General features: G+C 60.7%; 19 protein-coding genes and 2 pseudogenes. 12 read left to right on the top strand and 9 right to left on the bottom strand.

The window, feature by feature from the left end; genetic code table 11:
* Window positions 1-165 precede the first annotated feature (165 nt).
* From AC1RMX_RS26095 to AC1RMX_RS26105, 3 genes are read left to right on the top strand one after another with little or no spacing between them, the layout of a single operon-like run.
* Complete coding sequence (locus AC1RMX_RS26095) at window positions 166-825, top strand: paraquat-inducible protein A (protein ID WP_096822658.1); 660 nt, start codon at window positions 166-168, stop codon at window positions 823-825.
* A complete protein-coding gene (locus AC1RMX_RS26100; protein ID WP_096822659.1) occupies window positions 812-1,435 on the top strand; it encodes a paraquat-inducible protein A in 624 nt (207 codons plus the stop codon). The genes AC1RMX_RS26095 and AC1RMX_RS26100 overlap by 14 nt, the downstream gene beginning before the upstream one ends.
* Window positions 1,428-3,731 carry a PqiB family protein gene (locus AC1RMX_RS26105; RefSeq protein ID WP_493073488.1) on the top strand — a complete coding sequence of 768 codons (2,304 nt, stop codon included), beginning with the start codon at window positions 1,428-1,430 and terminating at the stop codon, window positions 3,729-3,731. Before AC1RMX_RS26100 ends, AC1RMX_RS26105 begins: the two co-directional genes overlap by 8 nt.
* A 69-nt stretch (window positions 3,732-3,800) precedes the next feature.
* On the opposite strand, the gene mksF is transcribed toward AC1RMX_RS26105, so the two are convergent.
* Genes mksF through mksB form a run of 3 tightly spaced genes read right to left on the bottom strand, consistent with a single transcriptional unit; the run spans window position 3,801 to window position 8,606 of the window.
* Window positions 3,801-6,641 (bottom strand): Mks condensin complex protein MksF, encoded by a 2,841-nt coding sequence (gene mksF / locus AC1RMX_RS26110; protein ID WP_096822661.1) that lies wholly within the window; start codon window positions 6,639-6,641, stop codon window positions 3,801-3,803.
* The gene (mksE, locus tag AC1RMX_RS26115) at window positions 6,638-7,339 is read right to left on the bottom strand and encodes an Mks condensin complex protein MksE (RefSeq protein WP_096822662.1); all 702 of its coding nucleotides are present in this window, start codon (window positions 7,337-7,339) and stop codon (window positions 6,638-6,640) included. Before mksE ends, mksF begins: the two co-directional genes overlap by 4 nt.
* On the bottom strand, window positions 7,329-8,606 hold the full coding sequence (mksB, locus tag AC1RMX_RS26120) for an Mks condensin complex protein MksB (RefSeq protein ID WP_273539198.1): 1,278 nt from the start codon (window positions 8,604-8,606) through the stop codon (window positions 7,329-7,331). Before mksB ends, mksE begins: the two co-directional genes overlap by 11 nt.
* Before the next feature lie 231 nt (window positions 8,607-8,837).
* Here mksB and AC1RMX_RS26125 point away from each other — a divergent pair, with 231 nt between their 5' ends.
* Complete coding sequence (locus tag AC1RMX_RS26125; protein ID WP_493066647.1) at window positions 8,838-9,590, top strand: energy transducer TonB; 753 nt, start codon at window positions 8,838-8,840, stop codon at window positions 9,588-9,590.
* Window positions 9,583-10,035 carry a ribosomal protein S18-alanine N-acetyltransferase gene (gene rimI / locus AC1RMX_RS26130; protein ID WP_096822667.1) on the top strand — a complete coding sequence of 151 codons (453 nt, stop codon included), beginning with the start codon at window positions 9,583-9,585 and terminating at the stop codon, window positions 10,033-10,035. The genes AC1RMX_RS26125 and rimI overlap by 8 nt, the downstream gene beginning before the upstream one ends.
* 46 nt (window positions 10,036-10,081) lie before the next feature.
* Here rimI and AC1RMX_RS26135 read toward each other — a convergent pair whose 3' ends face one another.
* Entirely contained in the window at window positions 10,082-10,489 is a 408-nt protein-coding gene (locus AC1RMX_RS26135; RefSeq protein ID WP_096822670.1) for a serine kinase/phosphatase, read from the bottom strand.
* A 141-nt stretch (window positions 10,490-10,630) separates the two neighbouring features.
* On the opposite strand from AC1RMX_RS26135, the gene can reads away from it, so the two are divergent.
* Window positions 10,631-11,275 carry a carbonate dehydratase gene (gene can, locus AC1RMX_RS26140; RefSeq protein WP_096822671.1) on the top strand — a complete coding sequence of 215 codons (645 nt, stop codon included), beginning with the start codon at window positions 10,631-10,633 and terminating at the stop codon, window positions 11,273-11,275.
* 8 nt (window positions 11,276-11,283) lie between these two features.
* Here can and AC1RMX_RS26145 read toward each other — a convergent pair whose 3' ends face one another.
* The 4 genes from AC1RMX_RS26145 to AC1RMX_RS26160 all read right to left on the bottom strand — a co-directional run bounded on the left by AC1RMX_RS26145 (window position 11,284) and on the right by AC1RMX_RS26160 (window position 16,556).
* Window positions 11,284-11,808, bottom strand: a complete 525-nt coding sequence (locus AC1RMX_RS26145) for an SET domain-containing protein-lysine N-methyltransferase (RefSeq protein ID WP_096822673.1) — start codon at window positions 11,806-11,808, stop codon at window positions 11,284-11,286.
* Between the two features lie 180 nt (window positions 11,809-11,988).
* A complete protein-coding gene (locus AC1RMX_RS26150; RefSeq protein ID WP_192558994.1) occupies window positions 11,989-13,161 on the bottom strand; it encodes a hypothetical protein in 1,173 nt (390 codons plus the stop codon).
* 119 nt (window positions 13,162-13,280) lie between these two features.
* The gene (locus tag AC1RMX_RS26155; protein ID WP_493073489.1) at window positions 13,281-14,981 is read right to left on the bottom strand and encodes an acid phosphatase; all 1,701 of its coding nucleotides are present in this window, start codon (window positions 14,979-14,981) and stop codon (window positions 13,281-13,283) included.
* Between the two features lie 156 nt (window positions 14,982-15,137).
* On the bottom strand, window positions 15,138-16,556 hold the full coding sequence (locus tag AC1RMX_RS26160) for a short-chain fatty acid transporter (RefSeq protein WP_096822678.1): 1,419 nt from the start codon (window positions 16,554-16,556) through the stop codon (window positions 15,138-15,140).
* A 200-nt stretch (window positions 16,557-16,756) separates the two neighbouring features.
* Between AC1RMX_RS26160 and AC1RMX_RS26165 the strand changes: the two genes are divergently transcribed.
* From AC1RMX_RS26165 to AC1RMX_RS26190, 6 genes and pseudogenes are all read left to right on the top strand, one after another.
* Window positions 16,757-18,070, top strand: coding sequence for an MFS transporter (locus AC1RMX_RS26165; RefSeq protein ID WP_493073491.1), 1,314 nt, complete (start codon window positions 16,757-16,759; stop codon window positions 18,068-18,070).
* Window positions 18,071-18,277: 207 nt separating this feature from the next.
* Window positions 18,278-18,964: pseudogene (locus tag AC1RMX_RS26170) on the top strand (PAS domain-containing protein); the annotation flags it as partial.
* Window positions 18,965-19,072: 108 nt separating this feature from the next.
* A pseudogene (locus AC1RMX_RS26175) lies at window positions 19,073-19,504 on the top strand (methyl-accepting chemotaxis protein); the annotation flags it as partial.
* 87 nt (window positions 19,505-19,591) lie between these two features.
* Window positions 19,592-20,191, top strand: coding sequence for a flavin reductase family protein (locus AC1RMX_RS26180; protein ID WP_493073492.1), 600 nt, complete (start codon window positions 19,592-19,594; stop codon window positions 20,189-20,191).
* A 93-nt stretch (window positions 20,192-20,284) separates the two neighbouring features.
* Complete coding sequence (locus tag AC1RMX_RS26185; protein WP_493073493.1) at window positions 20,285-20,845, top strand: DUF2975 domain-containing protein; 561 nt, start codon at window positions 20,285-20,287, stop codon at window positions 20,843-20,845.
* A gap of 7 nt (window positions 20,846-20,852) precedes the next feature.
* Complete coding sequence (locus AC1RMX_RS26190) at window positions 20,853-21,074, top strand: helix-turn-helix domain-containing protein (RefSeq protein WP_102621208.1); 222 nt, start codon at window positions 20,853-20,855, stop codon at window positions 21,072-21,074.
* 79 nt (window positions 21,075-21,153) lie between these two features.
* On the opposite strand, the gene AC1RMX_RS26195 is transcribed toward AC1RMX_RS26190, so the two are convergent.
* Window positions 21,154-21,972, bottom strand: a complete 819-nt coding sequence (locus tag AC1RMX_RS26195) for a MerR family transcriptional regulator (RefSeq protein ID WP_493073495.1) — start codon at window positions 21,970-21,972, stop codon at window positions 21,154-21,156.
* Window positions 21,973-22,005 lie beyond the last annotated feature (33 nt).

The raw sequence follows: 22,005 nt of genomic DNA on the forward strand, positions 1-22,005 counted from the left end.
TAGGTCATCGTCAAGATTAAATTCCGAAACCCCAATTGCGAAAGCAGTTGGGGTTTTGTTTTGCCCGCAGGAAAGTTTTTGCTCGCGTCAGCGAACAAATTTGCACAGTTATTTTCGAATCAGAACACTAGAATAGATCCCAACTTTTTCGGAGTCAGAGCCCTTATGTCAGATTCGGTTGACGCCCCCGGGCTGTCAGAATTACCGCTGGATGACTTGGTGGCCTGTCATGAGTGCGATCTGCTGATGCGCAAGCCCAAGCTTGCTCACGGCGAAAAAGCCCTCTGCCCACGCTGCGGTTATGAACTGTATGCCCACCGTCATAACGTGGTGCAGCGCAGTCTTGCCCTGGTCATTGCCGCACTGCTGCTCTACGTGCCGGCGAACTTTTTACCCATCATGCAGCTCAATGTTCTGGGGCAATCGTCGCAGGACACTGTCTGGAGCGGTGTAATCGGCCTGTTCAATACCGATATGCGCGGCGTTTCAGTCGTCGTATTCCTGTGCAGCATGGCAATTCCACTGCTGAAACTGCTGTGCCAACTGATGGTATTGCTGACGATCCGTTTCAACATCGGGCGCAGTTATGGGCTGCTGCTCTACCGTATTTATCACCACCTCAAAGACTGGGGCATGCTCGAGGTCTACCTCATGGGCGTCCTGGTCGCGATCGTCAAACTGGCGGACATGGCGGCTATCACCGTGGGCCTCGGTCTGGCGTGTTTCATCGGCTTGTTACTGGTTCAGGTCTGGCTCGAAGTGGTGATGTCACCGCACCAGATCTGGCAGGCGTTATCAGGAGAAGATGCCCATGCGGGCGATTGATGCAGGCATTCTGATCTGTACCGAATGCCACGAACTGAACAGGCAGGATACCGAAAGCGATGTTCAGACCTGCACCCGATGTGGTGCGCTGGTTCATGCGCGGCGCCCGAACAGTCTCGCGCGTACTTGGGCGTTGCTGATCACTGCGGCGATTATCTACATCCCCGCCAACGTACTGCCGATCATGACAGTCAGCTCGCTGGGCCAGGGTGATCCGAGCACGATCATGTCCGGTGTGATCCAGTTGGTGCAGCACGGCATGATTCCGATCGCTGCCGTGGTGTTCATCGCCAGTATTTTGGTGCCGACATTCAAACTGGTGGGTATCGCGCTGTTGCTGTTTTCGGTGCAGCGCCGCCAGCCCTTGTCTGCACGTCAGCGGATCTGGATGTACCGCTTCATCGAGTTCATCGGCCGCTGGTCCATGCTCGATATTTTCGTGATCGCCATTCTGGTGGCGGTCGTCAACTTCGGCCGGCTTGCCAGCGTCGAAGCCAATCTTGGCGCCATCGCCTTCGCCAGTGTGGTGATTCTGACGATGCTCGCCGCTGTCACTTTCGATCCCCGACTGATTTGGGATAACACGGAGTCGGACGCCGACCATGACTGATTTGCCTGTAGCGAAAACCCGACCGGCTTCGAACTGGTCTGCCATTTGGGTACTGCCCCTGATTGCCCTGATCATCGGCGGCTGGCTGGGATGGCGTGCCTACAACGAAACCGGCATCGAGATTCAGGTGCGCTTCGAAAGCGGTGAAGGTATCCAGGCCAACAAGACCGAAGTGGTCTACAAAGGCATGCCCGTCGGCAAGGTCAAAGCTCTCAAGCTCGATGACGAAGGCGGCACCAAAGGCGTGATCGCCACCATCGAAATGAACAAGGATGTCGATCAATACCTGAAGACCAGTACCCGCTTCTGGCTGGTCAAACCGAGTGTGACACTGGCTGGTATCACCGGTCTGGAAACCCTGGTATCGGGTAACTATGTCGCGATCAGCCCGGGTGAAGGCGAGCCGACCCGCAAGTTCAAGGCCCTGGCCGAAGAGCCGCCGCTGTCGGACTCCAAACCCGGCCTGCACCTGACGATCAAGGCGGATCGCCTGGGTTCGCTGAACCGTGGCAGCCCCGTGTTCTACAAGCAGATCAAGGTTGGCCAGATCAAGAGTTACGTGCTGTCGGAAGACCAGAGCACTGTCGAACTCAAAGTGTTCATCGAGCCGACCTACGCCAAACTGGTGCGTAAACATACGCGCTTCTGGAACGCCAGCGGCATCAGCATCGACGCCAACCTGTCCGGGGTGAAAGTGCGCAGCGAATCCCTGGCCAGCATCGTCGCCGGCGGTATTGCCTTCGCCACGCCGGAGAACCGCAAGGACAGCCCGCCGACCGATCCGAGCCTACCGTTCCGCCTCTACGAAGACTTCGATGCGGCCGCCGCCGGCATCCGCGTGAAGGTCAAACTCAGTGATTTCGAAGGTCTGCAGGCCGGGCGTACCCCGGTGATGTACAAGGGCATTCAGGTCGGTAACCTGAAAGCGCTGAAGATCGATCCGGATCTGTCCAGCGCCACCGCTGAATTGACCCTCGATCCTCTGGCTGAAGAATATCTGGTCACCGGCACCCAGTTCTGGGTGGTCAAGCCGTCGATTTCCCTGGCCGGCATCACCGGTCTGGAAGCGTTGGTCAAAGGTAACTACATCGCCGTGCGCCCAGGCGACAAGGGCGGCGCTCCGCAGCGTGAGTTCGAAGCCCGGCCGAAAGCGCCGCCGCTGGACCTCCGTTCACCGGGTCTGCACCTGGTGCTGTTCACCGACACGCTCGGCTCGATCGATGTCGGCAGCCCGATCCTCTACAAGCAGGTCAAGGTCGGTTCGGTGCAGAGCTATCAATTCTCCAAGACCCGGAAGCAACTGGTGATCGGTGTCCACATCGAGAAGGAATACGAAAACCTGGTCAACGCCTCGACCCGGTTCTGGAACGTCAGCGGTGTCACGTTGACCGGTGGCTTGACCGGCGGCATTCAGGTCAAGAGCGAGTCGTTGCAGACCCTGATGGCCGGCGGCATCGCCTTCGAAACGCCGCAAGCCAAGGCTCCGCTGCAGAAGCGCATTCCGCGCTTCCGTCTGTTCGCCAATCATGATGACGCGAATCAGAAGGGCGCGGTGGTCACCATCAAGGTCGACCGTGCCGACGGTTTGCGCAGCGGCACGCCGATTCGCTTCAAAGGCCTGGATGTGGGCAAGATCGAAAGCGTCGACCTGACCGATGACCTGCAATCGGTGATCCTCACCGCGCGCATCACAGAAGTGCCGGAGAAGATTGCTCGGGTCGGCAGTCAGTTCTGGGTGGTCAAACCGGAGTTGGGGCTGATCAAAACCTCGAACCTGGAAACCCTGGTGACCGGCCAATATCTCGAAGTGCAACCGGCAGCCAAGAACCTCGGCCCGCAGAAGAACTTCGTGGCGTTGGCCAATCCGCCAGAATTGGCCAAGCAGGAAGCAGGCTTGAGCCTGGTCTTGAGCGCCGCTCGTCGCGGTTCGCTCAAACCGGGTGTGCCAGTGACTTACCGCGAAATCACCGTGGGTAAAGTCACCGGTTATGAACTGGGCCAGACTGCGGATCGCGTACTGGTGCACATCCTGATCGAGCCGAAGTACGCGCCACTGGTACGTAGCGGTAGCCGCTTCTGGAACACCAGCGGTGTCGGTTTCGATATCGGCTTGTTCAAAGGCGTGACCGTACGCACTGAGTCTCTGGAGACGGCGATACAGGGCGGCATCGCCTTCGCCACGCCGGACGGTGAGCGGATGGGCAACCCGGCTCGGGCTGAACAGACCTTCGCGCTGTTCGACAAGTTCGAAGACGAATGGCTGACCTGGGCGCCGAAAATCCCCCTCGGCAAATAATCCCGAGCCCATGAAAAAGGGCCGCGATCCAATGGATCGCGGCCCTTTTTTGTGCCCGTCAGTTACGCATCAAACCGCATCCAGCTCCGGCTCGTCCGCTTCGACATTGATGGTGGCTTTCACCACATCGTGACGGCGGATGTATTTCCAGTCCGCCTCGTCGATGTAGATGCCGGCCGGGCCGCTGCCGCCTTCCAGGTCGATGGCGACACTGGCGCAGACCTGCGGCTTCACGCTCGCCAGAATCGGCACGAAGCCCAGTTGCAGGCTGGTTTCCAGCAATGCTGCCTGGTTCTTCTCGTCGATGTCCGCCGCCTCGTCGAGGTAGTACGGCAGGCGCACGCGACCGGCCAGGTCGCGGTCCATCAAGTGCAGCAACAAGTACATGTTGGTCAGCGCCTTGATGGTCATCGTGGTGCCGTTGGACGCCGCGCCATCGATGTCGGTGTGGATCACCGGCTGGCCGTTGACCTTGGTGATCTCGAACGCCAGCTCGAACAAGTCCTTGAGGCCGAGCTGGTTGTGGTTCGCCGCCACCAGACGCGCCAGGTATTCCTTGGCCTCTTCGTTCTTGTTGTCCTGTTCCGCGCTTTGGCTCAGGTCGAACACCGACAGGGTTTCGCCTTCTTCGTACTGACCGGCGCTGTGGATGATCTGGTCGATGTGCTTGAGCGCTTCCTTGTTCGGCGCGAGCACGATGCGGAAGCTCTGCAGGTTGGAGACCTGACGCTTGTTGATCTCGCGGTTGAACAGCGCCAGTTGGTGCTCGAGGCTGTCGTAGTCGCTGCGGATATTGCGCAGGGTCCGCGCGATATCGGTCACGGCTGCGCGACGCGCCTTGCCGAGGGTCAGGGCTTCGTCGGTACGGTGCGCGTAAGCGTTGATCAGCAACGACAGACGGCGCTCCATGTCGTCTTCGCTGTCGAACTTGGCCACGCCTTTGAGGCGCACTTGCGCGTACAGCGCTTCGATCTGGCCATCGGCACGCAGCAAGCCTTGCCAGCTGTCCTGATAGTCATTGAGCAGCGGCAGCAGGTTGTCCATGGAGTCGTCGACCGGATCCATGAACGGCGTGCCGAATGGCAGATCCGCCGGTAGCAACTGACGGCGACGCAAGGCATCGTCGAGGGTGCGTTGCTTGGCTTCCATGTCGGCGATCTGCCGGCCGACCAGTTGCAGCTTGGCCGACAGTTGCTGGACGCGCTCGGTGAACGCATCGCTGGAACGCTTGAGTTCGTCCTGCGCGGCTTCCATCTGCGCCAGTTGCTCCAGCTTGTCACCTTCTTCGGCGCTCAGGGTCTGGGTGCGGCGGAAGTCTTCCAAAGCTTTCTGCGCATCCAGCACCTGCTGGTACAGCGCTTCGGTCTGGGTCTTGCTCGCGGCGCGGTCGGCGGCCACGGCTTGCTGGGTTTTCAGTTGCTTGAGTTCTTTTTCCAGACGCTCTTTCTGATCACGCAGCGCGGCACGGTCGGCCAGCGCTTGCAGGGCCGGCGGCTCGATGTGCGAGATGTCGATCGACAGGCCCGGCACTTCGAAACGCTCGCCCTTGAAGCCGTCGAGGATCAGCTCGACCGATTTGACCCACTCGCCGTCCTCGTCGAGGGTGATGCCGTGTTCGCCCAGCGGCAGGCTGAACAGTGCGCTGTTGAACAGACGCATCAGGCGTTCGACGTCCTGTTGCGAGAACTCTTCACGCAGGCGGGCGTAGCTGTTGTTGTCGGCGTGATCGAGTTGTTGTTTCACCGACTTCAGGCGTTTTTCCAGATCCCGCAGACGCTCCTCGAGATCCTCGGCGCTGAATTGACGGGACTGCGCCAGCGCACCGGCCAGTTCATCGTGAGCGTCCTTGGCGGCCAGCAGTTGCTGCTCCAGTACCTTGACGTCATCGACCAGCGCAAAGCGGTTTTTCAGCACCGACAACTCACCGAGCCAGCGCTGGATACCGGAGATTTCCCGCTCCAGACGCATCAGCTCCTGGGTGCCACCGCGCTGATCGTTTTGCAGATCGTCCTGCTCGCGACGGTAATGTTCTGCCTGGATCGCCAGTTCTTCTTTGCGCGCACCGGCGTAATCCGACCAGGTGCCGAGCAACGAATCGAGCAGCGGCGACAGGCGATGCAGCTTGCCGCGCAGCACGTCGCGCTGTTTCACGCCGTTGGCCAAGGCTTCGACCAGTGGACCGGCAGCCACCAGCGAGTTGTAGTCCTGTTCCATGCGACGCACGTCGCGGAAAGCTTCTTCGCACGCGGCGATGTAATCGACGCTGCCGGAACGCAGGCTGTGTTCGAAGGCATCAAGGAACAATTGCTTGAGCTTGGCTGCGGTGATTTCGCGCATGTGCAGCAGGTTGATGAACAGCGCGCGGAAAGTCTTCAGGCTCTGCTCGCTGGTGGAGCGCAGCGGGATCAGGGTCAGATCCAGCGGGATCGACGTATGACCGCCAACCAGCAAACGGCGCAGTTCATCAGGCTTGAGTTCGTAGGCTTTCAGGCCTTCCTTCTCAAGGTTGCTGAACAGTTCTTTCTGACGCAGGCAGGTGTCGTTTTTCTGGTAGTGCGCCAGATCGAGCTTGCCGGCGTAGGCAAAGAACTGGTGACCGAAACCACCACCCGGGCCGCGACCGACTACGCCGATCACGTGCGGGCCGTGGGGCAGGTTCACTTCGACGAGGATGTAGCTGGTGTCGGAGGCAAAGTAGAAACGCCGGGATTGTTCCAGGCTGTACTTGCCGAAACTCATGTCCGACATGCGCGCCAGGATCGGGAACTGCAAGGCGTTGATCGAGGCGGATTTACCGAGGTTGTTCGCGCCGTAGACCGACAGCGGTTCTTCCAGCGGGAACAGGCCGAGGCTGTAACCGGCGGTGTTCAAAAGGGCAAAGCGGCGGATGCCGTAGCGTTCCTGGCTCATGCGTCGGACTCCTGTTCTTCGGCAATGGCGCGGGCCAGTGCGTCTTCTTCGCTCTCTTCCTCAAATTCGGAAAGATCGAGTGGATCGTCGGTCTCGAGGAATTTGGCCTCGGCCTCTTCGTCGATCAGCACCGGTGCCGGCAGCGGCAGCACGCTGTGCACGCTGGCTGCCAGATCGCGGTCCTGCTGAACCGAGAGGCAGACGTCGAGGAAACGGTGCATCGGCGGCAGGAAACGGTACACGCCGTTTTCTTCGCCAGCGAAACCGAGCTGGGTCATGCGGCGCATGATTTTTTCTTCGAGCTCTTCAACGGTCTGAACTTCGGCCTGGATGAACAGGTCGCGGTACTTTTCCAGCAGCGACGGCAATTCTTCGCGGCCGAGGCTGCCGCCGTCGAGCACAGCGATCGGATCGCGGCCCTGATCGGCCAGATGCTCGACGAGGATGAAGGTGAACAGCGCCAGGCGCTGAGCGGTCTTGTTCACCGCCGCTGCCGCCATGTCCGGCACGAAATAGTAGAAGCCACGGGTGTCGCAGACCAGTTCGAAACCCAGTGCCTTGAACAGCGTGCGGTACTGGTCCTGGAAGTTCGACAGTTGCGCGTACAGCTCCGGATCGCGGCGGCTGACGTGGTAACCCTTGAACAGCTCGCGGAAGATCGGCGCGAGTTGCGACAGTTCGGAAAGATCAAGATGCATTGGGAATGCTCGCAGAATCCTCGGCGGCGGTGTCGGCGGCCGAGAGCAGGGCGAAGGAGCGCAGGCTGACCTGGTGCTCGTGTGTGTGGTATTCGCGGCGTTCCAGACGCTCGCGCTTGAAGCGTTTTTCCCGCGACAGGCGCGAGAACCAGTAAAGCAATTCGTCGGTCGCGCCGTCCGGTTCCTGCTCCAGCAGCCAGGTCATCAGATCCGGCATTGGCAGGGATTCTTCGCAACGGTCGACCATTTCGCGCACGGTGCGCGGTGCGCGCGGGGCTTCGCCTTTCTGTGTCTTGTGCGCCTTGGGGAAGCGCGCCGGTTTCGGCTCGAAACGGGCCAGGGCGTAGACGTAGGCTTCAACCTGACTGGCGCTGCCAAGGAAGGTGCTTTGCGGCCGGGTGAACAGCGGCATCGCGGCTTGCGGTACGGCGTCGATGCCTTTGCGGCGGATCGCGGCAAGGGCGAGGGCGGCGCCACGGGTTACGGCGTTGTGTCGACGCGCTTCTTCACGCAACGGCAGCAGCAGTTCGCGGGCGTGACGCAGGGTCAGCTGGGCGCTGGTCTGCATCTCGAGGATGCGCGCGTGGGTGCGCAGCAGCATGTCGTCATCGACCAGATGGCCGAGGCGCTGCTGTTCACTGAGCATCTTCAGCAGCACGGTTTCGACCTTGCGTACGCCTTGTTCGAAGGCGCCGTCGGCGTTCACCAGATCAATCATCGGCTCGACGTATTCGTCCCAGGTCGCCAGTACTTCGGCGTAACGCTGACGCAGCGGAATCTGCCGGTCGCTGGTCTTGGCCCGCTCGGCCACGGCCACCAGCGCCTGTTCGTCGTTGTCGAGTTTCTTCAGAACGTCGCGCACGCGCATGTCGAGCAGGCGCAACTGACGCGCCAGATCATTGCCATCGCGAATGTCGAACGCATCCTGGATGTAACCGGCCAGACGCTCGAGGTGACGCAAATAAGCTTCGATCTCCAGGCACAGGCCCAGTCGGTGTTCCCGACGCAGGTAGGCGAGGAAGTCGTGAATCTGCGCGTTCAGCTCGAAACGGTTCGGGCTTTTGGCCACGGGCACCAGAATGTCGAGGCGAATCCACACGTCGAGCAGACTGGTGATGTCCTGCGGCGTGCTGTCCAGTTGTTGGGCGGCCAGTTGCGTGCGCAGTTCGTTGAGGCTCAGGGTGCCTTGGTCGAAGTGCTCGCACAGTGGCTCCAGAAGTGCCCAGTGTTCAGCGAGGGCGCGCAAGACGCGCTTGGGTTCGATCATCGGAATGGCCGGCTGGTTGGCGATTAAAAGCCGCGATTGTACTGCATCGCGCGGGATGCGATTCACTCTCGGGACGGGCTGTCGCTTTTCTTTGCGTCAAGGTATCGGTCAAGACTATCGATCAACAGCGGGCGATCTTGAGCGAAGGGCGGTAGAATCAGCGCACTTCAGTTATCCACAAGTGGCCGACCCTTGCTAATCGAGTCCCGCCGCCGCGCCTATTTGAACGCCATGCAGGTGGTCAACTGGCTGCCGCGCACCGAATTGCCCTTTGCCGCGCCGTCACGGCCCGAGCTGCTGGACGTTGCCGAGCCCGAGCCTGACGTCCCGGTGTTCGTGGCACCTGCGCCGCAGGCCGATGCGCCGGTGCAGCCTGCCGCGCGTCCGGTCGAACGGCCGAAGATCGAGGTCCCGCGACCTTCGCTGGCCAGCACCCGCACGGGCGCCAAGCCGGTGGAAGAAGTCGACGAAACGCCTGTGGTGGTCAAACCGGCGCCGGTCCCGCCACCGCGTTTTACTCTGCAATTGCTGCGGGCCGGTCGTTGCCTGCTGTTGGTGGAGTTACCCACAGGCGATTCTTTCCAGTCCCGCGATCCGGCGTATCTGTTGCTCAAGGATATGCTGCGCGCCGCCGGTCTGCCGGATGCGCCGCAGATCGTCGGTGATCCGGTGCGCTGGCCATTGCTGGTGCGCGGCACCATGGATCAGGGGCCCGAAGCGGCCCGGGATTTCGTCCAGGGTTTCCTGTCGGTTCAAATGGAGGCGGCGCCGTGCGCCTGCCTGTGGCTGATCGGCCTGCCGGCGGTGCGATTTGCCGGCGAAGCGGATGCCGAAGCGTTCAATCGCGAATTGCAAATCGAGGGTCTTGGCCTGGCGTGGGCCGTGCCGGGGCTTGAATTGTTGATGGAAGAGCCACAGCGCAAGGCCGCCGTGTGGCAAGCCATGCGTCGGCTGATGGCGCGCTGGAAAGAATCGAATGAGTGACGCTGTAACGTTCCGCCCGATGGTCGAAGCCGATCTGGATGCCGTACTGAAGATTGAATTCGCGGCCTATAGCCATCCATGGACTCGCGGGATTTTTCTCGACGGGCTGGGCAAATACCAGATCTGGCTGATGTTCGAAGGTGAGCAACAAGTCGGACATGGCGTAGTGCAGATCATTCTGGATGAGGCGCACCTGCTCAACATCACGGTCAAACCGGAAAATCAGGGCCGGGGCCTGGGGCTGACATTGCTCGAGCACCTGATGTCCCGCGCCTATGCGGCGGATGCCCGGGAATGTTTCCTCGAAGTGCGCGACAGCAACACCTCGGCCTTTCGCTTGTATGAGCGCTATGGCTTCAACGAAATCGGCCGGCGCCGGGATTACTACCCGGCGGTAGGCGGGCGTGAAGACGCTGTGGTCATGGCCTGCACCCTGGTGGATTAAGCGTTGATCGCCATCGCGGGTCACCCCGCGATGGCGATCTTTCAGGTCATCCTCGCTTGCCATCCATCGGATCGCGCCGTGCCATTTCCGCTTCATCCAGCCCGTCCCCGCCGCCAATGTCGTCCTCATCGACAATGCTCAAGTCCCAATCCGCCTGATTGCCTGATCCTGGCTCGTCCGCATCCCGCGCGCCGTCCTCATGGATCAGGGTTTCCGGGCTCAGATCATCGTCGGTCGGCTCGTGGTCAGATACCGAAGCACCGGTCAGGCCCGCCTCACGCACCCGCTCGCGGGGCATCAGCTGTTCACGCTCGGTTTCCGTCAGTTCGTCGCCGATCCTTGCGCTGGGCTGTTCGTCGTCGAAGTCCAGCTCATGCACCGATCCCATGCGGTCTTCGTTATCATCGATGGGCTCCGGCTGCACCGCATCGAAGGGACGTCGTGAATCAGTCATGGCAAATCCTCATACTGTGGGCCTTACTGAGGTGGACTCACCGGGCACACGAGAATTCCAACGAAATCACTTGCGATCCTTTCGTGACCCCGACGGACGGTTGTCTGTCAAAGCAGCGCATCTTTCTTGAGGCCTTACAGCATGCATGACTTACAAGACCTGATTGATAACAACGAGCGTTGGGCTGACGCGATTACCAAGGAAGACCCGGATTTCTTCGCCAAACTGGCCCGCCAGCAGACGCCGGAATACCTGTGGATCGGTTGCTCCGATGCGCGGGTGCCGGCCAACGAGATCGTCGGCATGCTGCCGGGTGATCTGTTCGTTCACCGTAACGTTGCCAACGTGGTACTGCACACCGACCTCAATTGCCTGTCGGTGATCCAGTACGCGGTGGACGTGCTCAAGGTCAAACACATTCTGGTCACCGGCCACTACGGTTGCGGCGGTGTGCGGGCGTCGATGCAGGATCGCCAGTTCGGTCTGATCGATGGCTGGTTGCGGTCGATCCGCGATCTGTATTACGAAAAACGTGAAGAACTGGCCAAGTTGCCGACCGAAGAAGAGCAGGTCGATCGTCTGTGCGAGCTCAACGTGATCCAGCAAGTGGCCAACGTCGCTCACACCAGCATCATCCAGAACGCCTGGCATCGCGGGCAGAGCCTGTCGATCCACGGTTGCATCTACGGCATCAAGGATGGCCGCTGGAAGAGCTTGAACACGACCATCAGCGGTTTCGAGCAACTGCCGCCGCAATACCGTTTGCGTCCGGTAGAAGCGCAGTAACTCTCCGGTCAGCGCAAACCTTGCCGACGCCAGCTCTGCAAATAGCGCTGGCCTTCAAGATTGGGGGATTCGTCGTAGCCGACGATCCACCCGCGACAGTGTGAAGACCCGCAACCGCAGACGAACTGCCTGAGCAGTTTGTCCTCGGTGGCGGTGTAATCCATGGTCAGCCGGTCGCCGGGTTTGATGTCCCGCAGTGCCCACAGCCACAATTCGCTCATGTCGAGAAACACGTTCGGGTCGCACGAGTGTTCGAACAGTCCGAAGAAACGCGGATCGTAGATATGAATACCGGGCTGCAGTTGTCGGGTCTGCCGGCAGCGGTAAGGCAGCAGTTGACCCGAGACCCTGCACATTCGGGTGATACGCAGGAATTCCCGGCGCGCCACGACGGCGATGGACATGGCATGGCTGCCTTGAACAATTTCGAAATCAGCTCTGGAGGGGAATCCGAGGCGAACGGGGAGTCCGGCGAAGGGATAAATGCCCTCGGTGTCGCGAGGGGAGCCACTTTGCAGTGCGTAAGTGTTCATAACGTTCCTTGTCGGCCAGGTGTCGCGATTGCCGAGACTGACATCCTGTCAGTCCTTGAGTCCGAGCTTTGAATCCAAGAATCCCGTAAATGACACTAGCGGTCTACTGTCAGATCTGACAGGCGAAATAGACGCTTTCCCGAGTCAGCCAAGGCTGACACGGGAACTTCATGCGTTCGATCAGAGGTGGGGAGCAGGTGCTGCCATGGCCGGCAACGGACCGTTCAGCTGTTGCAGCTGAGTCTTGATCGTCGGGGTCGAGCAGGTGGTCGCCGCCTGCGCTGCGGTTTCGTTACGGATCGAGGTGTAGAACAGTTCGCAGGTCTTGGTTTTCTGCGTCACTTGCCAGGTCTGGGTGCAACTGTTCAGCAAGGTTTTCGGATCGGTGCCCGGTTTGCTGCCCATCCCGGCCTGCCAGCAGGCTGCGCTCAAGTCTTGCCCCATCACTTTCAAACCTGCCGCATCGGCCTTGGCCTGTGCGTCGTCGCCGGTGTAGTTGGCCGGGTCGGCGGCGTACCAGATGTAACTCGGGTGGTTGGAACCCAGCACCGGCACGTTCACGCCTGCGCTTGGGCTGATGGTGGCCAGGCCCAGTACATTCACGGTCGCGCCGTATTGCTGTTTGATCCAGTTACGCACTGGCGCGCCGAAAGCGACCATCGGCAGAGTGGCGCCTTTGGCGTTCTGACTGACTTCCTTGACCATGGTGGTCTGGTAGTCCTTGAAGTAGTCGTAGACCCCTTCCAGATCCTTGCCGGCGCTGGCGGGCGCGGCAATCGGCGCGATGTCGATGATGGTCTGATAGCCCGGCGTCTGGTCGGCGGGGATGCCGTTGTCGGTCAGCAGCGCAGCCCAGCGGTCGGTGGTGTTGGAGCGCAGGTAATCCTGGGCCTGGGTCAGCGAGTAATCCGGCGGGAAGTGCAGCAGTTCGACGCTTTTACGGTTTTCCAGAGCCATGCCCAGTGGCAGGAACAGATACCAGCTATACGCCCATTTGCCATCGGCATTGAGCTTGCTGGCGCCGGTGTAGGCCAGGTCGCCGGCATCCAGCAGCGCGGCCAGCGGCTTGTCATAGCCTTTCGGCACGCCGCTGATCTCGGCGTACAGCTGATGGTTGTCGGTTTTCACCAGCACCTTGGCGTTGGCATAACCATCGCGCTGCACACTTTGAGTCAGGTAATGGGCGACAGTCTGCTCAAGCGTCCAGTTGCGAAAGCAGATCACGCTGCAATTGTTGGGATAGGCGAAGAGGCGGGTGACGCGCTCGGTGCTGCCCAGTTTCAGGTCGACATCGGCGTGGGCGGCTGCGCTCAGCGTGAGCGCAGCGAGGGTAAGTCCTGCGAGTTTGAACATGCTCAGATCCTTTTCAGCGTGGGTTCCCCGTTGGTCGGGTGCGCCACATATTGGATCAGCCGGGTGATGGCGAGAAGCCGTCAGTCACAGTTTTTTGAGCTGTACCGCAGGACCTGCCCTCAGACCTTGAAATGCAGGGCGTTGGTCAAGTCGCCCATCGGCTTCTGACCCCGGCCGGTCATTGCATCGTCACGCTGCTTGATACCCGCCAGAGTCTCCAGCTGAAACACCCGGGTGATCAGGCGCAGGATCGAAGCGGTGTCATAGACCGTGTGATCCACCGTGCCTTTGCGGGCAAACGGTGAAACCACCAGCGCCGGTACTCGCGACCCCGGCCCCCAGCGATCGCCCTTGGGCGGCGCGACGTGGTCCCACCAGCCGCCGTTTTCATCGACGGTCACGATCACCACCATGTTTTTCCACTGTGGACTTTCCCGCAGCACTTTCAGGGCACGGACGATGTGGCGGTCGCCGGAGGCCACGTCGGCGTAACCGGCGTGCATGTTCAGGTTGCCCTGGGGTTTGTAGAAGCTCACGGCCGGCAACTTGCCCGCTTCGGCATCGGCGAAGAACTTGTTGGTGCTCGATTCATCGCCCAGACCGGCGTCGCGCAGGCGTTTGCTGCGCTCTTCGGGATGCTCCGGACCTTGCTGCTGGAAGTAGTTGAACGGCTGGTGGTGGTACTGGAAGTTGGGGATTTTCGGGATACCGCCGGAATCCTTGTACTGATCCAGCGTCGCTTGCCAGGCACCGGCGTACCACGCCCAGTCGACGTTCTTCTTCGACAGCTTGTCGCCAATGTGTTCGTGGGTCTGGGGCACCAGGACGTTTGGCAGATCGGCTTTGGAATACGCCGGACGCTCCGGGTCGCGAATCCACGTCGGCCAGTAGGGCGGGGCGAGGGTATTGACCCCGTAACCGTCCGGGGTCAGCGCGCTTGGGCCAAACTGCGGCGGGCCGGTCATGGCGCTGGCCGGGGATTGCTCCAGCGGCTTGAGGCGCGGGTCGGCCGGGTCGTCGCTTTGCAGCGCAGCGATCTGGCTCTTGGCGACCGAACTGGCGACGTTCGGGTAGAACGGCGCAGTGGCACTGATCAGGTATTGGTGATTGAGGAACGAGCCGCCGAATGCACCCTGAAAGAAGTTGTCGCACAGCACGAATTCCTGGGCCACGTCCCACAGGCGCAGGGAGTAGCGACTCTGGGCGTAGTGACCCATGGTCAGACCACCGGCGTCGGCCCAGGCAACGAAGCCGTCGTTCTTGCCTCCGTTGATTTGCATCTGGTTCTGATAGAACACGTGCCACAAGTCGCGAGTCACCAGGCCGAGCGGCAAGTCCTCGGCGTTCGGGCCTTTGAGGGCGAAAGGCGCGTTGGGCAGGTTTTCCTGGAACTGGACCGCGCTGGGATAGGTCACGCCATCGAGAGTCTGCGGGCCGATCTGCAACACACCACCCCAGGCTGGCGGCAGGGTCTGCAGCAGGCTGCCGTCGCGGTCACGCTGTTGATAGTCGGCAGGCTTGAGCGCCGACAACGGCTTTTCGACACCGGGGAAATCACCGAACAGGTTATTGAAACTGCGGTTCTCGGCGTAGATCACCACAACGGTCTTCACCTGATCGCGCAGGGCCTTGTCCAGCTCGGCAGGCGAGAGCGGGCGCTCCTCGGGTTTGCCCGGCTGATCACCGGCATTTCCGCACCCTGCCAGCGTGGCGCCCACACCCAGAACGGCGACACCGCCGAGAAAGCGGCGACGGCTGGTGTCGGTGGGATTGTCGGATTCTGGCGAGGAGGGATCTTTGCCGTCTGTGTCGTCGTTCATGTCGAAGTCCGTTTTTGCTTAATTGTTTCAGTATGTTTCGGGCGGACGCTAGCAAGGGAATGTGACGGTTGGGTGACATTTCCAAGGCGCAGAAACAAATGAGGGAGCCAGTACGCTAGCTCCCTCATGAGAATTACGCCTGAAGATGACTCCGCGTCATGGCATCACCGGCGGCGTATACGCCAATGTCGTCCCCAGCGCCCACAGCAACAGCAGCACCAGCGGCGTGTGCACCAGCAGTTGCACGAACGAGAAGCCGATCAGGTCCCGCGCCTTCAACCCCAGCACGCCCAGCAGCGGCAGCATGTAGAACGGGTTGATCAGGTTCGGCAGGGCTTCGGCGGCGTTGTAGATCTGCACCGCCCAGCCCAGGTGATAATTGAGGTCGTTGGCCACCTGCATCACGTACGGCGCCTCGATGATCCACTTGCCGCCTCCGGACGGAATGAAGAAACCGAGAATCGCCGAGTACACGCCCATCAGCAGCGCATAGGTGTCGTGGGAAGCGATGCTGACGAAGAAGGTCGAGATGTGGTGGGCCAGAGTCTGGGCGTCGGTGCCCTTGACCGTGGTCATCAGCGCGGCAATCGAGCCGTACAGCGGGAACTGGATCAGCACGCCGGTGGTAGTCGGCACCGCTCGCGCCACCGCATCGAGGAAGCTGCGCGGGCGCCAGTGCAGCAACGCGCCAAGCATGATGAACAGGAAGTTGTAGGTGTTGAGCCCGGAAATCGCGGTGATCGCAGGTTTGGTCGAGAACTCGTGGAACAGCCATCCGGCCGCCAGCAGCACTAGCACGATGATCAGCAGCGGACTGTGCTCCAGCCATTCGCCGGGCCGGGTGCGCGGTTGCAGGGGCGGCAGGTTGAAGGCCGGGTCGATGCCGCAAGCCTTGGCATCGCGCGCCGAGTTCGGACCCGGTGCGGTGGCGTAGGCGATGATGATCGAGATCACCACCAGCGCCAGCAGCATCACTCCCGACTGCCAGAGAAAAATCGTCTGGGTGAACGGAATCACCCCGGTGATCGACAGAATCGACGGCGGCAGGCTGGCGGGGTTGGCTTGCAACTGTGCGGCAGACGACGACAAGCCCAACGCCCACACGGCGCCAAGGCCCAGATAGGCAGCGGCACCGGCGGCGCGGTAATCCATTTTCAGATCGGTGCGACGGGCGAGGGCGCGCACCAGCAGACCGCCGAATACCAGCGACAGGCCCCAGTTGAGCAATGACGCGACCATTGAGATCAGCGCGACCCAGGCCACGGCGGAGCGGCCGTTCTTCGGGATCTTTGCCAGACGGTCGATCAGCTTTACGGCCGGCGGCGAGCTGGCCACCACGTAACCGCCGATGACCACGAAGGCCATCTGCATGGTGAAGGGGATCAGGCTCCAGAAACCGTCACCGAAGGCCATGGCGGCGTCGGTGGGTTTGGCACCCATGGCCAGGGTGGCCAGCGCCACGATGATCACCGCCAGTGCGGCGAACACCCAGGAGTCGGGAAACCAGCGTTCGGCAAAGCTTGAGCAGCGCAAGGCAAAGCGCGCAGAGCGGCTATCTTCGATATCAACGGCCACGGGAGTACCTCGGATTTTTATGTTTATTGTGGTCTTCGGGGCTTGGCCGGCCCGTCTGGACAGGTGCCAACAGTAAATCAACCGGCGGATTTTTGTGACCGTGTTTTGCCGAATCAGACTATGGTCTAACGGGTTGTCCATCGGCCCGTTTGCGTAGACCATGGGCGCCTTGTTTTTTGCCTGTGTCAGAGTTCTTTGCCATGACTGCCAACTCCGAAGCCCGACCGGCGCCATTCAGCCGTTCCGACTACAAGACCCTCGGCCTTGCAGCCCTGGGCGGGGCGCTGGAGATCTACGATTTCATCATTTTCGTGTTCTTCGCCCTGACCCTCAGCCAGTTGTTCTTCCCGCCGGAAATGCCTGAGTGGCTGCGTCTGCTGCAAAGCTTCGGGATTTTTGTCACCGGTTATCTGGCGCGCCCGCTGGGCGGGATCCTGATGGCGCATTTCGCCGACCGGCTGGGACGCAAGAAGGTCTTCAGCCTGAGCATCCTGATGATGGCGCTGCCGTGCCTGCTGATCGGGATCATGCCGACTTATGCACAGATCGGTTATTTCGCACCGTTGCTGCTGCTGGCGCTGCGCATCCTGCAAGGCGCGGCGGTGGGCGGTGAAGTGCCGAGCGCCTGGGTGTTCGTGGCCGAGCACGCGCCGGCCGGGCATCGCGGTTACGCCTTGGGCTTTCTGCAGGCCGGGCTGACGTTTGGTTACCTGATCGGCGCACTGACCGCGACCTTCCTGGCACAAGTCTTCACTCCCGCCGAAGTGCTTGATTACGCGTGGCGCTATCCGTTTCTGCTCGGTGGCGTGTTCGGTGTGATCGGCGTCTGGCTGCGTCGCTGGCTGAGCGAAACCCCGGTGTTCATGGCCATGGAAGCGCAACGTGAGGCTCGGGTCGAACTGCCGTTGCGCACGGTATTGCGTGAGCATCGTCTGGCGATGCTGCCGGCCATGCTCCTGACGTGTGTACTGACTTCGGCAGTGGTGGTGTTCGTCGTCATCACCCCGACCATGATGCAAAAGACTTTCGGCATGACTGCCAGCCATACCTTTGCATTGAGTGCCCTGGGCATCGTCTTCCTGAACATCGGCTGCGTGATTGCCGGCGGGCTGGTCGATCGCATCGGCGCCTGGCGCACCGTCATGCTGTACAGCCTGTTGTTGCCTCTGGGCATCGGCGTGCTCTACACCTGCCTGATTGTCGGCGGTGACTGGGTCGGTCTGGCCTACGCCATCGCAGGGCTTTGCTGTGGCGTGGTCGGCGCCGTGCCGTCGGTAATGGTCAGTCTGTTTCCGGCCCGTATCCGCGTGTCGGGTATTTCCTTTACCTACAACATTGCCTACGCCGCGTGGGCCAGTGTCACACCGTTGCTGCTGATCGGTCTGATGCCGTGGAGCCCATGGATCTGTGTGATGTTCTGTGCGGTGATGGGCGCGGTGGGCGTCGCCAGTGCGGCGTATTTCGGCTCGCGGATGCCGCGCGCAGGACATTGTCAGGTGGCTGGAACAGCCTGATTTCCCGAGGCGTAACTATTTTTGTAGGACAAGGCTCAAACGCACTTCAGAAAAGATTTCCAAGGCCGATGGTTAGGCTGTAACCCCGCTTTCCATCTAGTCCATCGGTGCTTTCCCATGTTCAACAAACGCCTCAAGCAAGAGCTGGCGGCTCTTCGTGAAGAACTCTCCAGCCTTCTGCAAGTGAAGGAGAGCCTGGAAAGCGAGATGCTGGTGCTGACCCTTGAGCCCGACGGACGGATTCAATCGGTCAACCAGAACTTCCTCAATGAAATGCTCTACAAGAGCCAGGACCTGGTCGGCCGCGCGATCGAAGACATCGTGCCGGCCCATGTGAAGTCCGACGAATTTCATCACCGCTTCAAGTCTGCACTGACCCGGGGCGAGCATTTCGCCGGTGCCGTGCGTCTGTCGCGCGGCAATGGCGAAGAGGCGTGGCTGCGTTCGATCGCTCAGCCGATCCGCTCATCAGACGGACGGATCAAGCATTTCTCGATTTTCTCCAGCGACCTGACCCGCACCATCGAAGCCTCCCGCGAGCACGAGAACCTGATTGGCGCGCTGGTGCGTTCGACGGCGGTGATCGAGTTCGACCTCAACGGTAACGTGCTGAGTGCCAACGACCGGTTTCTCCAGGGGATGGGCTACAGCCTGGCGCAGATCAAGGGCAAACATCACCGTATGTTCTGCGAACCGGATGAGTACAACAGTGCCGAGTACCAGAACTTCTGGCGCCGCTTGAACAACGGTGAGTACGTTGCCGGACGATTCAAGCGCGTCGATCAGCATGGCCGGATCGTCTGGCTGGAGGCGTCCTACAACCCGGTACTCGACGCCAACGAAAAACTCTACAAAGTGGTGAAGTTCGCCACCGTGATCACCGATCAGGTCAATCAGGAGCAAGCCGTCGCCGAGGCCGCCAACATCGCCTACAGCACGTCCTTGCAGACCGACAGCACCGCCCAGCGCGGAACCCGTGTGGTCACCGAAGCGGTCAACGTGATGCGCGACCTGTCGCGGCACATGCAGACCGCCGGCGAAGGCATCGAGGCGCTGAACGAGCAATCGCAGGTGATCGGCACCATCGTCAAGACCATCAGCGGCATTGCCGAGCAGACCAACCTGCTGGCGCTCAACGCCGCCATTGAAGCCGCCCGTGCAGGCGAACAGGGCCGTGGTTTTGCGGTGGTGGCCGACGAAGTACGGCAACTGGCCTCGCGCACCAGCCAGGCAACCGAGGAAATCGTTGGTGTGGTGCGTCAGAACCAGGACATGGCGCGCAACGCCGTGGCGCTGATGACCGATGGCAAGCTTCAGGCCGAGCAAGGGCTGGCGCTGGCGGCAGAGGCCGGTACGGTGATCGTCGAGATCCAGGATGGCGCGCAGAAAGTGGTGAACGCGGTCGGCCAGTTCGCCAACCAGTTGTCCAGCTGATGCCTGCCAGGCGAAGGGATTGTCCAAGGCAATCCCTTCGCTGTTTTTATCCCGCTACAATCGGCTCTTTTTCCCGGAGCAGATCCCATGAGCGAATCCTTCCGTCGCCCGGTTCCCCTGAACAAAGCCTACCGTTTGCTCAATCACGGGCCGACCGTGCTGGTCAGCGCCGCCCATGACGGGCAGCGCAACATCATGGCTGCCGCCTGGGCCATGCCGCTGGATTTCGAACCGCCGAAAGTCGCGGTGGTGCTGGACAAGTCCACCTGGACCCGGCAATTGCTCGAAGCGTCCGGCACCTTCGTTCTCAACGTTCCCTGTGTGAATCAGGCCGACATTGTGCAGACCGTCGGTTCGACTTCGGGCCTCGAAATCAATCGTGATCAGGGCCGGGACAAGTTTCAGGCCCATGGCTTGCAGACTTTCGCTGGCGAGCAGATCGAGGCGCCGCTGCTCGAAGGCTGCGTGACGTGGCTCGAGTGTCGGTTGCTGCCGGAGCCGCGCAATCATGAACAGTACGATCTGTTCCTGGCAGAGGTGATCGCGGCGCAGGCTGATTCGCGAGTCTTCAGCGACGGGCGTTGGCATTTTGAAGGGCATGATGAACTGCGCACGCTGCATCATGTGGCCGGTGGGAATTTTCTGAAAATCGGCGATCCGGTGGTCGGCAAGAATCTGGACGTTTGACGGCTTGTTAATGTTTTGCAGCAATTAATTATTGTTATTCGATAATTTTAATCGCTAGTGTGGCGCTCACATTCATTCTTGTGAGGCTTTCCCATGACCACCAGCGGACTCGTTCGATTCAGTCGGCGCATGGCGACGATGACGTTAATCCTGATCGTCGCAATGCTGCTGCTCAATGCTGTGTTGTGGGTTTACCCACCCTTGGCGGAAAAGGAGGGCTGGGGGCTGGGGTTTGCGCTGAGCGAGCGTCAACTGTCACAAATGGTCGACACCGCAACACTGTTCCCGTGGTGGCAGAAGCTGGGCGGGATCGTGCTGTCGAGTATTCCCCTGCTGGCGCTGGCGTCTGGCTTGAACCATTTGCGCCGGCTGTTTCAGAGCTATGGGCGGGGTGAGTATTTCGCCGGTGAAACGGCCGGTTATCTGGGCAAGGTCGGGCGAGCCGTGGCGATCTGGGTGCTGCTGGATTTCCTCTGTGAGCCGATGCTCAGCTTGTGGGTCACCCAGAATGCGCCGGTCGGTGAGCGGCTGTTCACCCTGAGTATCACGGCTGCTTCGTTCGTCGCATTGTTCCTGGCCGCGTGTATCGCGGTGATTGCGCGGATCCTGTCGCAAGCAAGCGAAGTGGACCGGGAAAACCGCACGTTTATATGAGGTCGACATGCCTATCGTGATTCAACTGGATGTGATGCTCGCGTTGCGCAAGGTCAAATCCAAAGACCTTGCAGCGGCCATCGGCATCACCGAGGCCAACCTGTCGCTGCTGAAACAGGGCAAGGTCAAAGGGCTGCGACTGGCGACGCTGGATGCCATCTGCGAGTACCTCAACTGTCAGCCCGGCGATCTGTTGGTCAGGGTTGCGGATGAGGAGGGCGAAGCCTGAGGGTTCCGGTTGCCAGGCGCAGGTGCTGCTCTGGCAACACGGGGATGGTCAGTGAAGTTTGTCGCAGCAGGCTCCAGGATCAATCCGGGTCGTGCAACGGAATGTAGATTTCAACCACGCTGCGCGGGTCCATCGGGCCGAAGAAACGTTCTCCGCAGTATTCGAACTCGATGCCTTCGGCCGGTGCCATGCCGGCAGCGGGCAGCCATTCGCTGTAGGCGGCGCGGAAGGTTTCCGGCAACGTGGTGACGGTGCCGTGGTGTTCAACGCGGGCATAGTCACGCGCCGGTATCCGCAGCTCGACCATGCCTGCGACCAGAGGCGCATCGGCACCCACCGGCAGTCCGGCGATATAGCGCCACTGGCCGTCCTCCAGCGGTTGGCATACACCGAAGGTGCCGATCGGGTCGTGCAGCCGATCGATCTCACTTTCTCGTGGTACGAAGCGTTGCCACATCTGGGCGATGGTGCCTTCATCTTCCTGCTGCCAGGACATCCCCATGATGCGCAACTCGGGGCAGGCAATGCGCTGAGGTGTCTGCATGGCGGGTAATTCACGATCCGGTTGCGCGAGGTAGCGGGTCAGTTGTCCCAGGATGTTTTCGCTACGCTGGATATCGGCCTTCAACTGCCGAGCGTGGTTTTCAAGGGACTCGCGCAGGTTGATGACGCTGTCCAGGCCCCCACTTGAGGCAAGGGTACGAATGTCTTCCAGCGCCATGCCCAATTGTTTGAGCCAGATGATCCGCCCAAGCGTGACAATCTGCTCCGGGCGGTAATAGCGATAGCCGTTGTCACGCCCGGTGACTGCCGGGCTGAACAAGCCAATGCTGTCGTAATGGCGCAAAGTCTTGGTGGTGAGCCCGTGGCTGCGGGCCATTTGTCCGATGGTAAGCATGAACCTCTCCTGTTGGCTGCTCGGACTCCACAT

It is taken from the genome of Pseudomonas sp. GW822-FHT03F04 (assembly GCF_058801405.1).

Excerpts from the sequence above, each read along its gene's own strand:
- AC1RMX_RS26195 (WP_493073495.1), bottom strand. The coding sequence starts at position 21,972 with ATGCTTACCATCGGACAAATGGCCCGCAGCCACGGGCTCACCACCAAG.
- AC1RMX_RS26125 (WP_493066647.1), top strand. The coding sequence starts at position 8,838 with ATGCAGGTGGTCAACTGGCTGCCGCGCACCGAATTGCCCTTTGCCGCG.
- mksB (WP_273539198.1), bottom strand. The coding sequence starts at position 8,606 with ATGATCGAACCCAAGCGCGTCTTGCGCGCCCTCGCTGAACACTGGGCA.
- mksF (WP_096822661.1), bottom strand. The coding sequence starts at position 6,641 with ATGAGCCAGGAACGCTACGGCATCCGCCGCTTTGCCCTTTTGAACACC.
- rimI (WP_096822667.1), top strand. The coding sequence starts at position 9,583 with ATGAGTGACGCTGTAACGTTCCGCCCGATGGTCGAAGCCGATCTGGAT.
- AC1RMX_RS26155 (WP_493073489.1), bottom strand. The coding sequence starts at position 14,981 with ATGAACGACGACACAGACGGCAAAGATCCCTCCTCGCCAGAATCCGAC.
- AC1RMX_RS26145 (WP_096822673.1), bottom strand. The coding sequence starts at position 11,808 with ATGAACACTTACGCACTGCAAAGTGGCTCCCCTCGCGACACCGAGGGC.
- AC1RMX_RS26100 (WP_096822659.1), top strand. The coding sequence starts at position 812 with ATGCGGGCGATTGATGCAGGCATTCTGATCTGTACCGAATGCCACGAA.
- AC1RMX_RS26180 (WP_493073492.1), top strand. The coding sequence starts at position 19,592 with ATGAGCGAATCCTTCCGTCGCCCGGTTCCCCTGAACAAAGCCTACCGT.
- AC1RMX_RS26135 (WP_096822670.1), bottom strand. The coding sequence starts at position 10,489 with ATGACTGATTCACGACGTCCCTTCGATGCGGTGCAGCCGGAGCCCATC.
- AC1RMX_RS26150 (WP_192558994.1), bottom strand. The coding sequence starts at position 13,161 with ATGTTCAAACTCGCAGGACTTACCCTCGCTGCGCTCACGCTGAGCGCA.
- mksE (WP_096822662.1), bottom strand. The coding sequence starts at position 7,339 with ATGCATCTTGATCTTTCCGAACTGTCGCAACTCGCGCCGATCTTCCGC.
- AC1RMX_RS26190 (WP_102621208.1), top strand. The coding sequence starts at position 20,853 with ATGCCTATCGTGATTCAACTGGATGTGATGCTCGCGTTGCGCAAGGTC.
- AC1RMX_RS26185 (WP_493073493.1), top strand. The coding sequence starts at position 20,285 with ATGACCACCAGCGGACTCGTTCGATTCAGTCGGCGCATGGCGACGATG.
- AC1RMX_RS26165 (WP_493073491.1), top strand. The coding sequence starts at position 16,757 with ATGACTGCCAACTCCGAAGCCCGACCGGCGCCATTCAGCCGTTCCGAC.
- AC1RMX_RS26105 (WP_493073488.1), top strand. The coding sequence starts at position 1,428 with ATGACTGATTTGCCTGTAGCGAAAACCCGACCGGCTTCGAACTGGTCT.
- can (WP_096822671.1), top strand. The coding sequence starts at position 10,631 with ATGCATGACTTACAAGACCTGATTGATAACAACGAGCGTTGGGCTGAC.
- AC1RMX_RS26095 (WP_096822658.1), top strand. The coding sequence starts at position 166 with ATGTCAGATTCGGTTGACGCCCCCGGGCTGTCAGAATTACCGCTGGAT.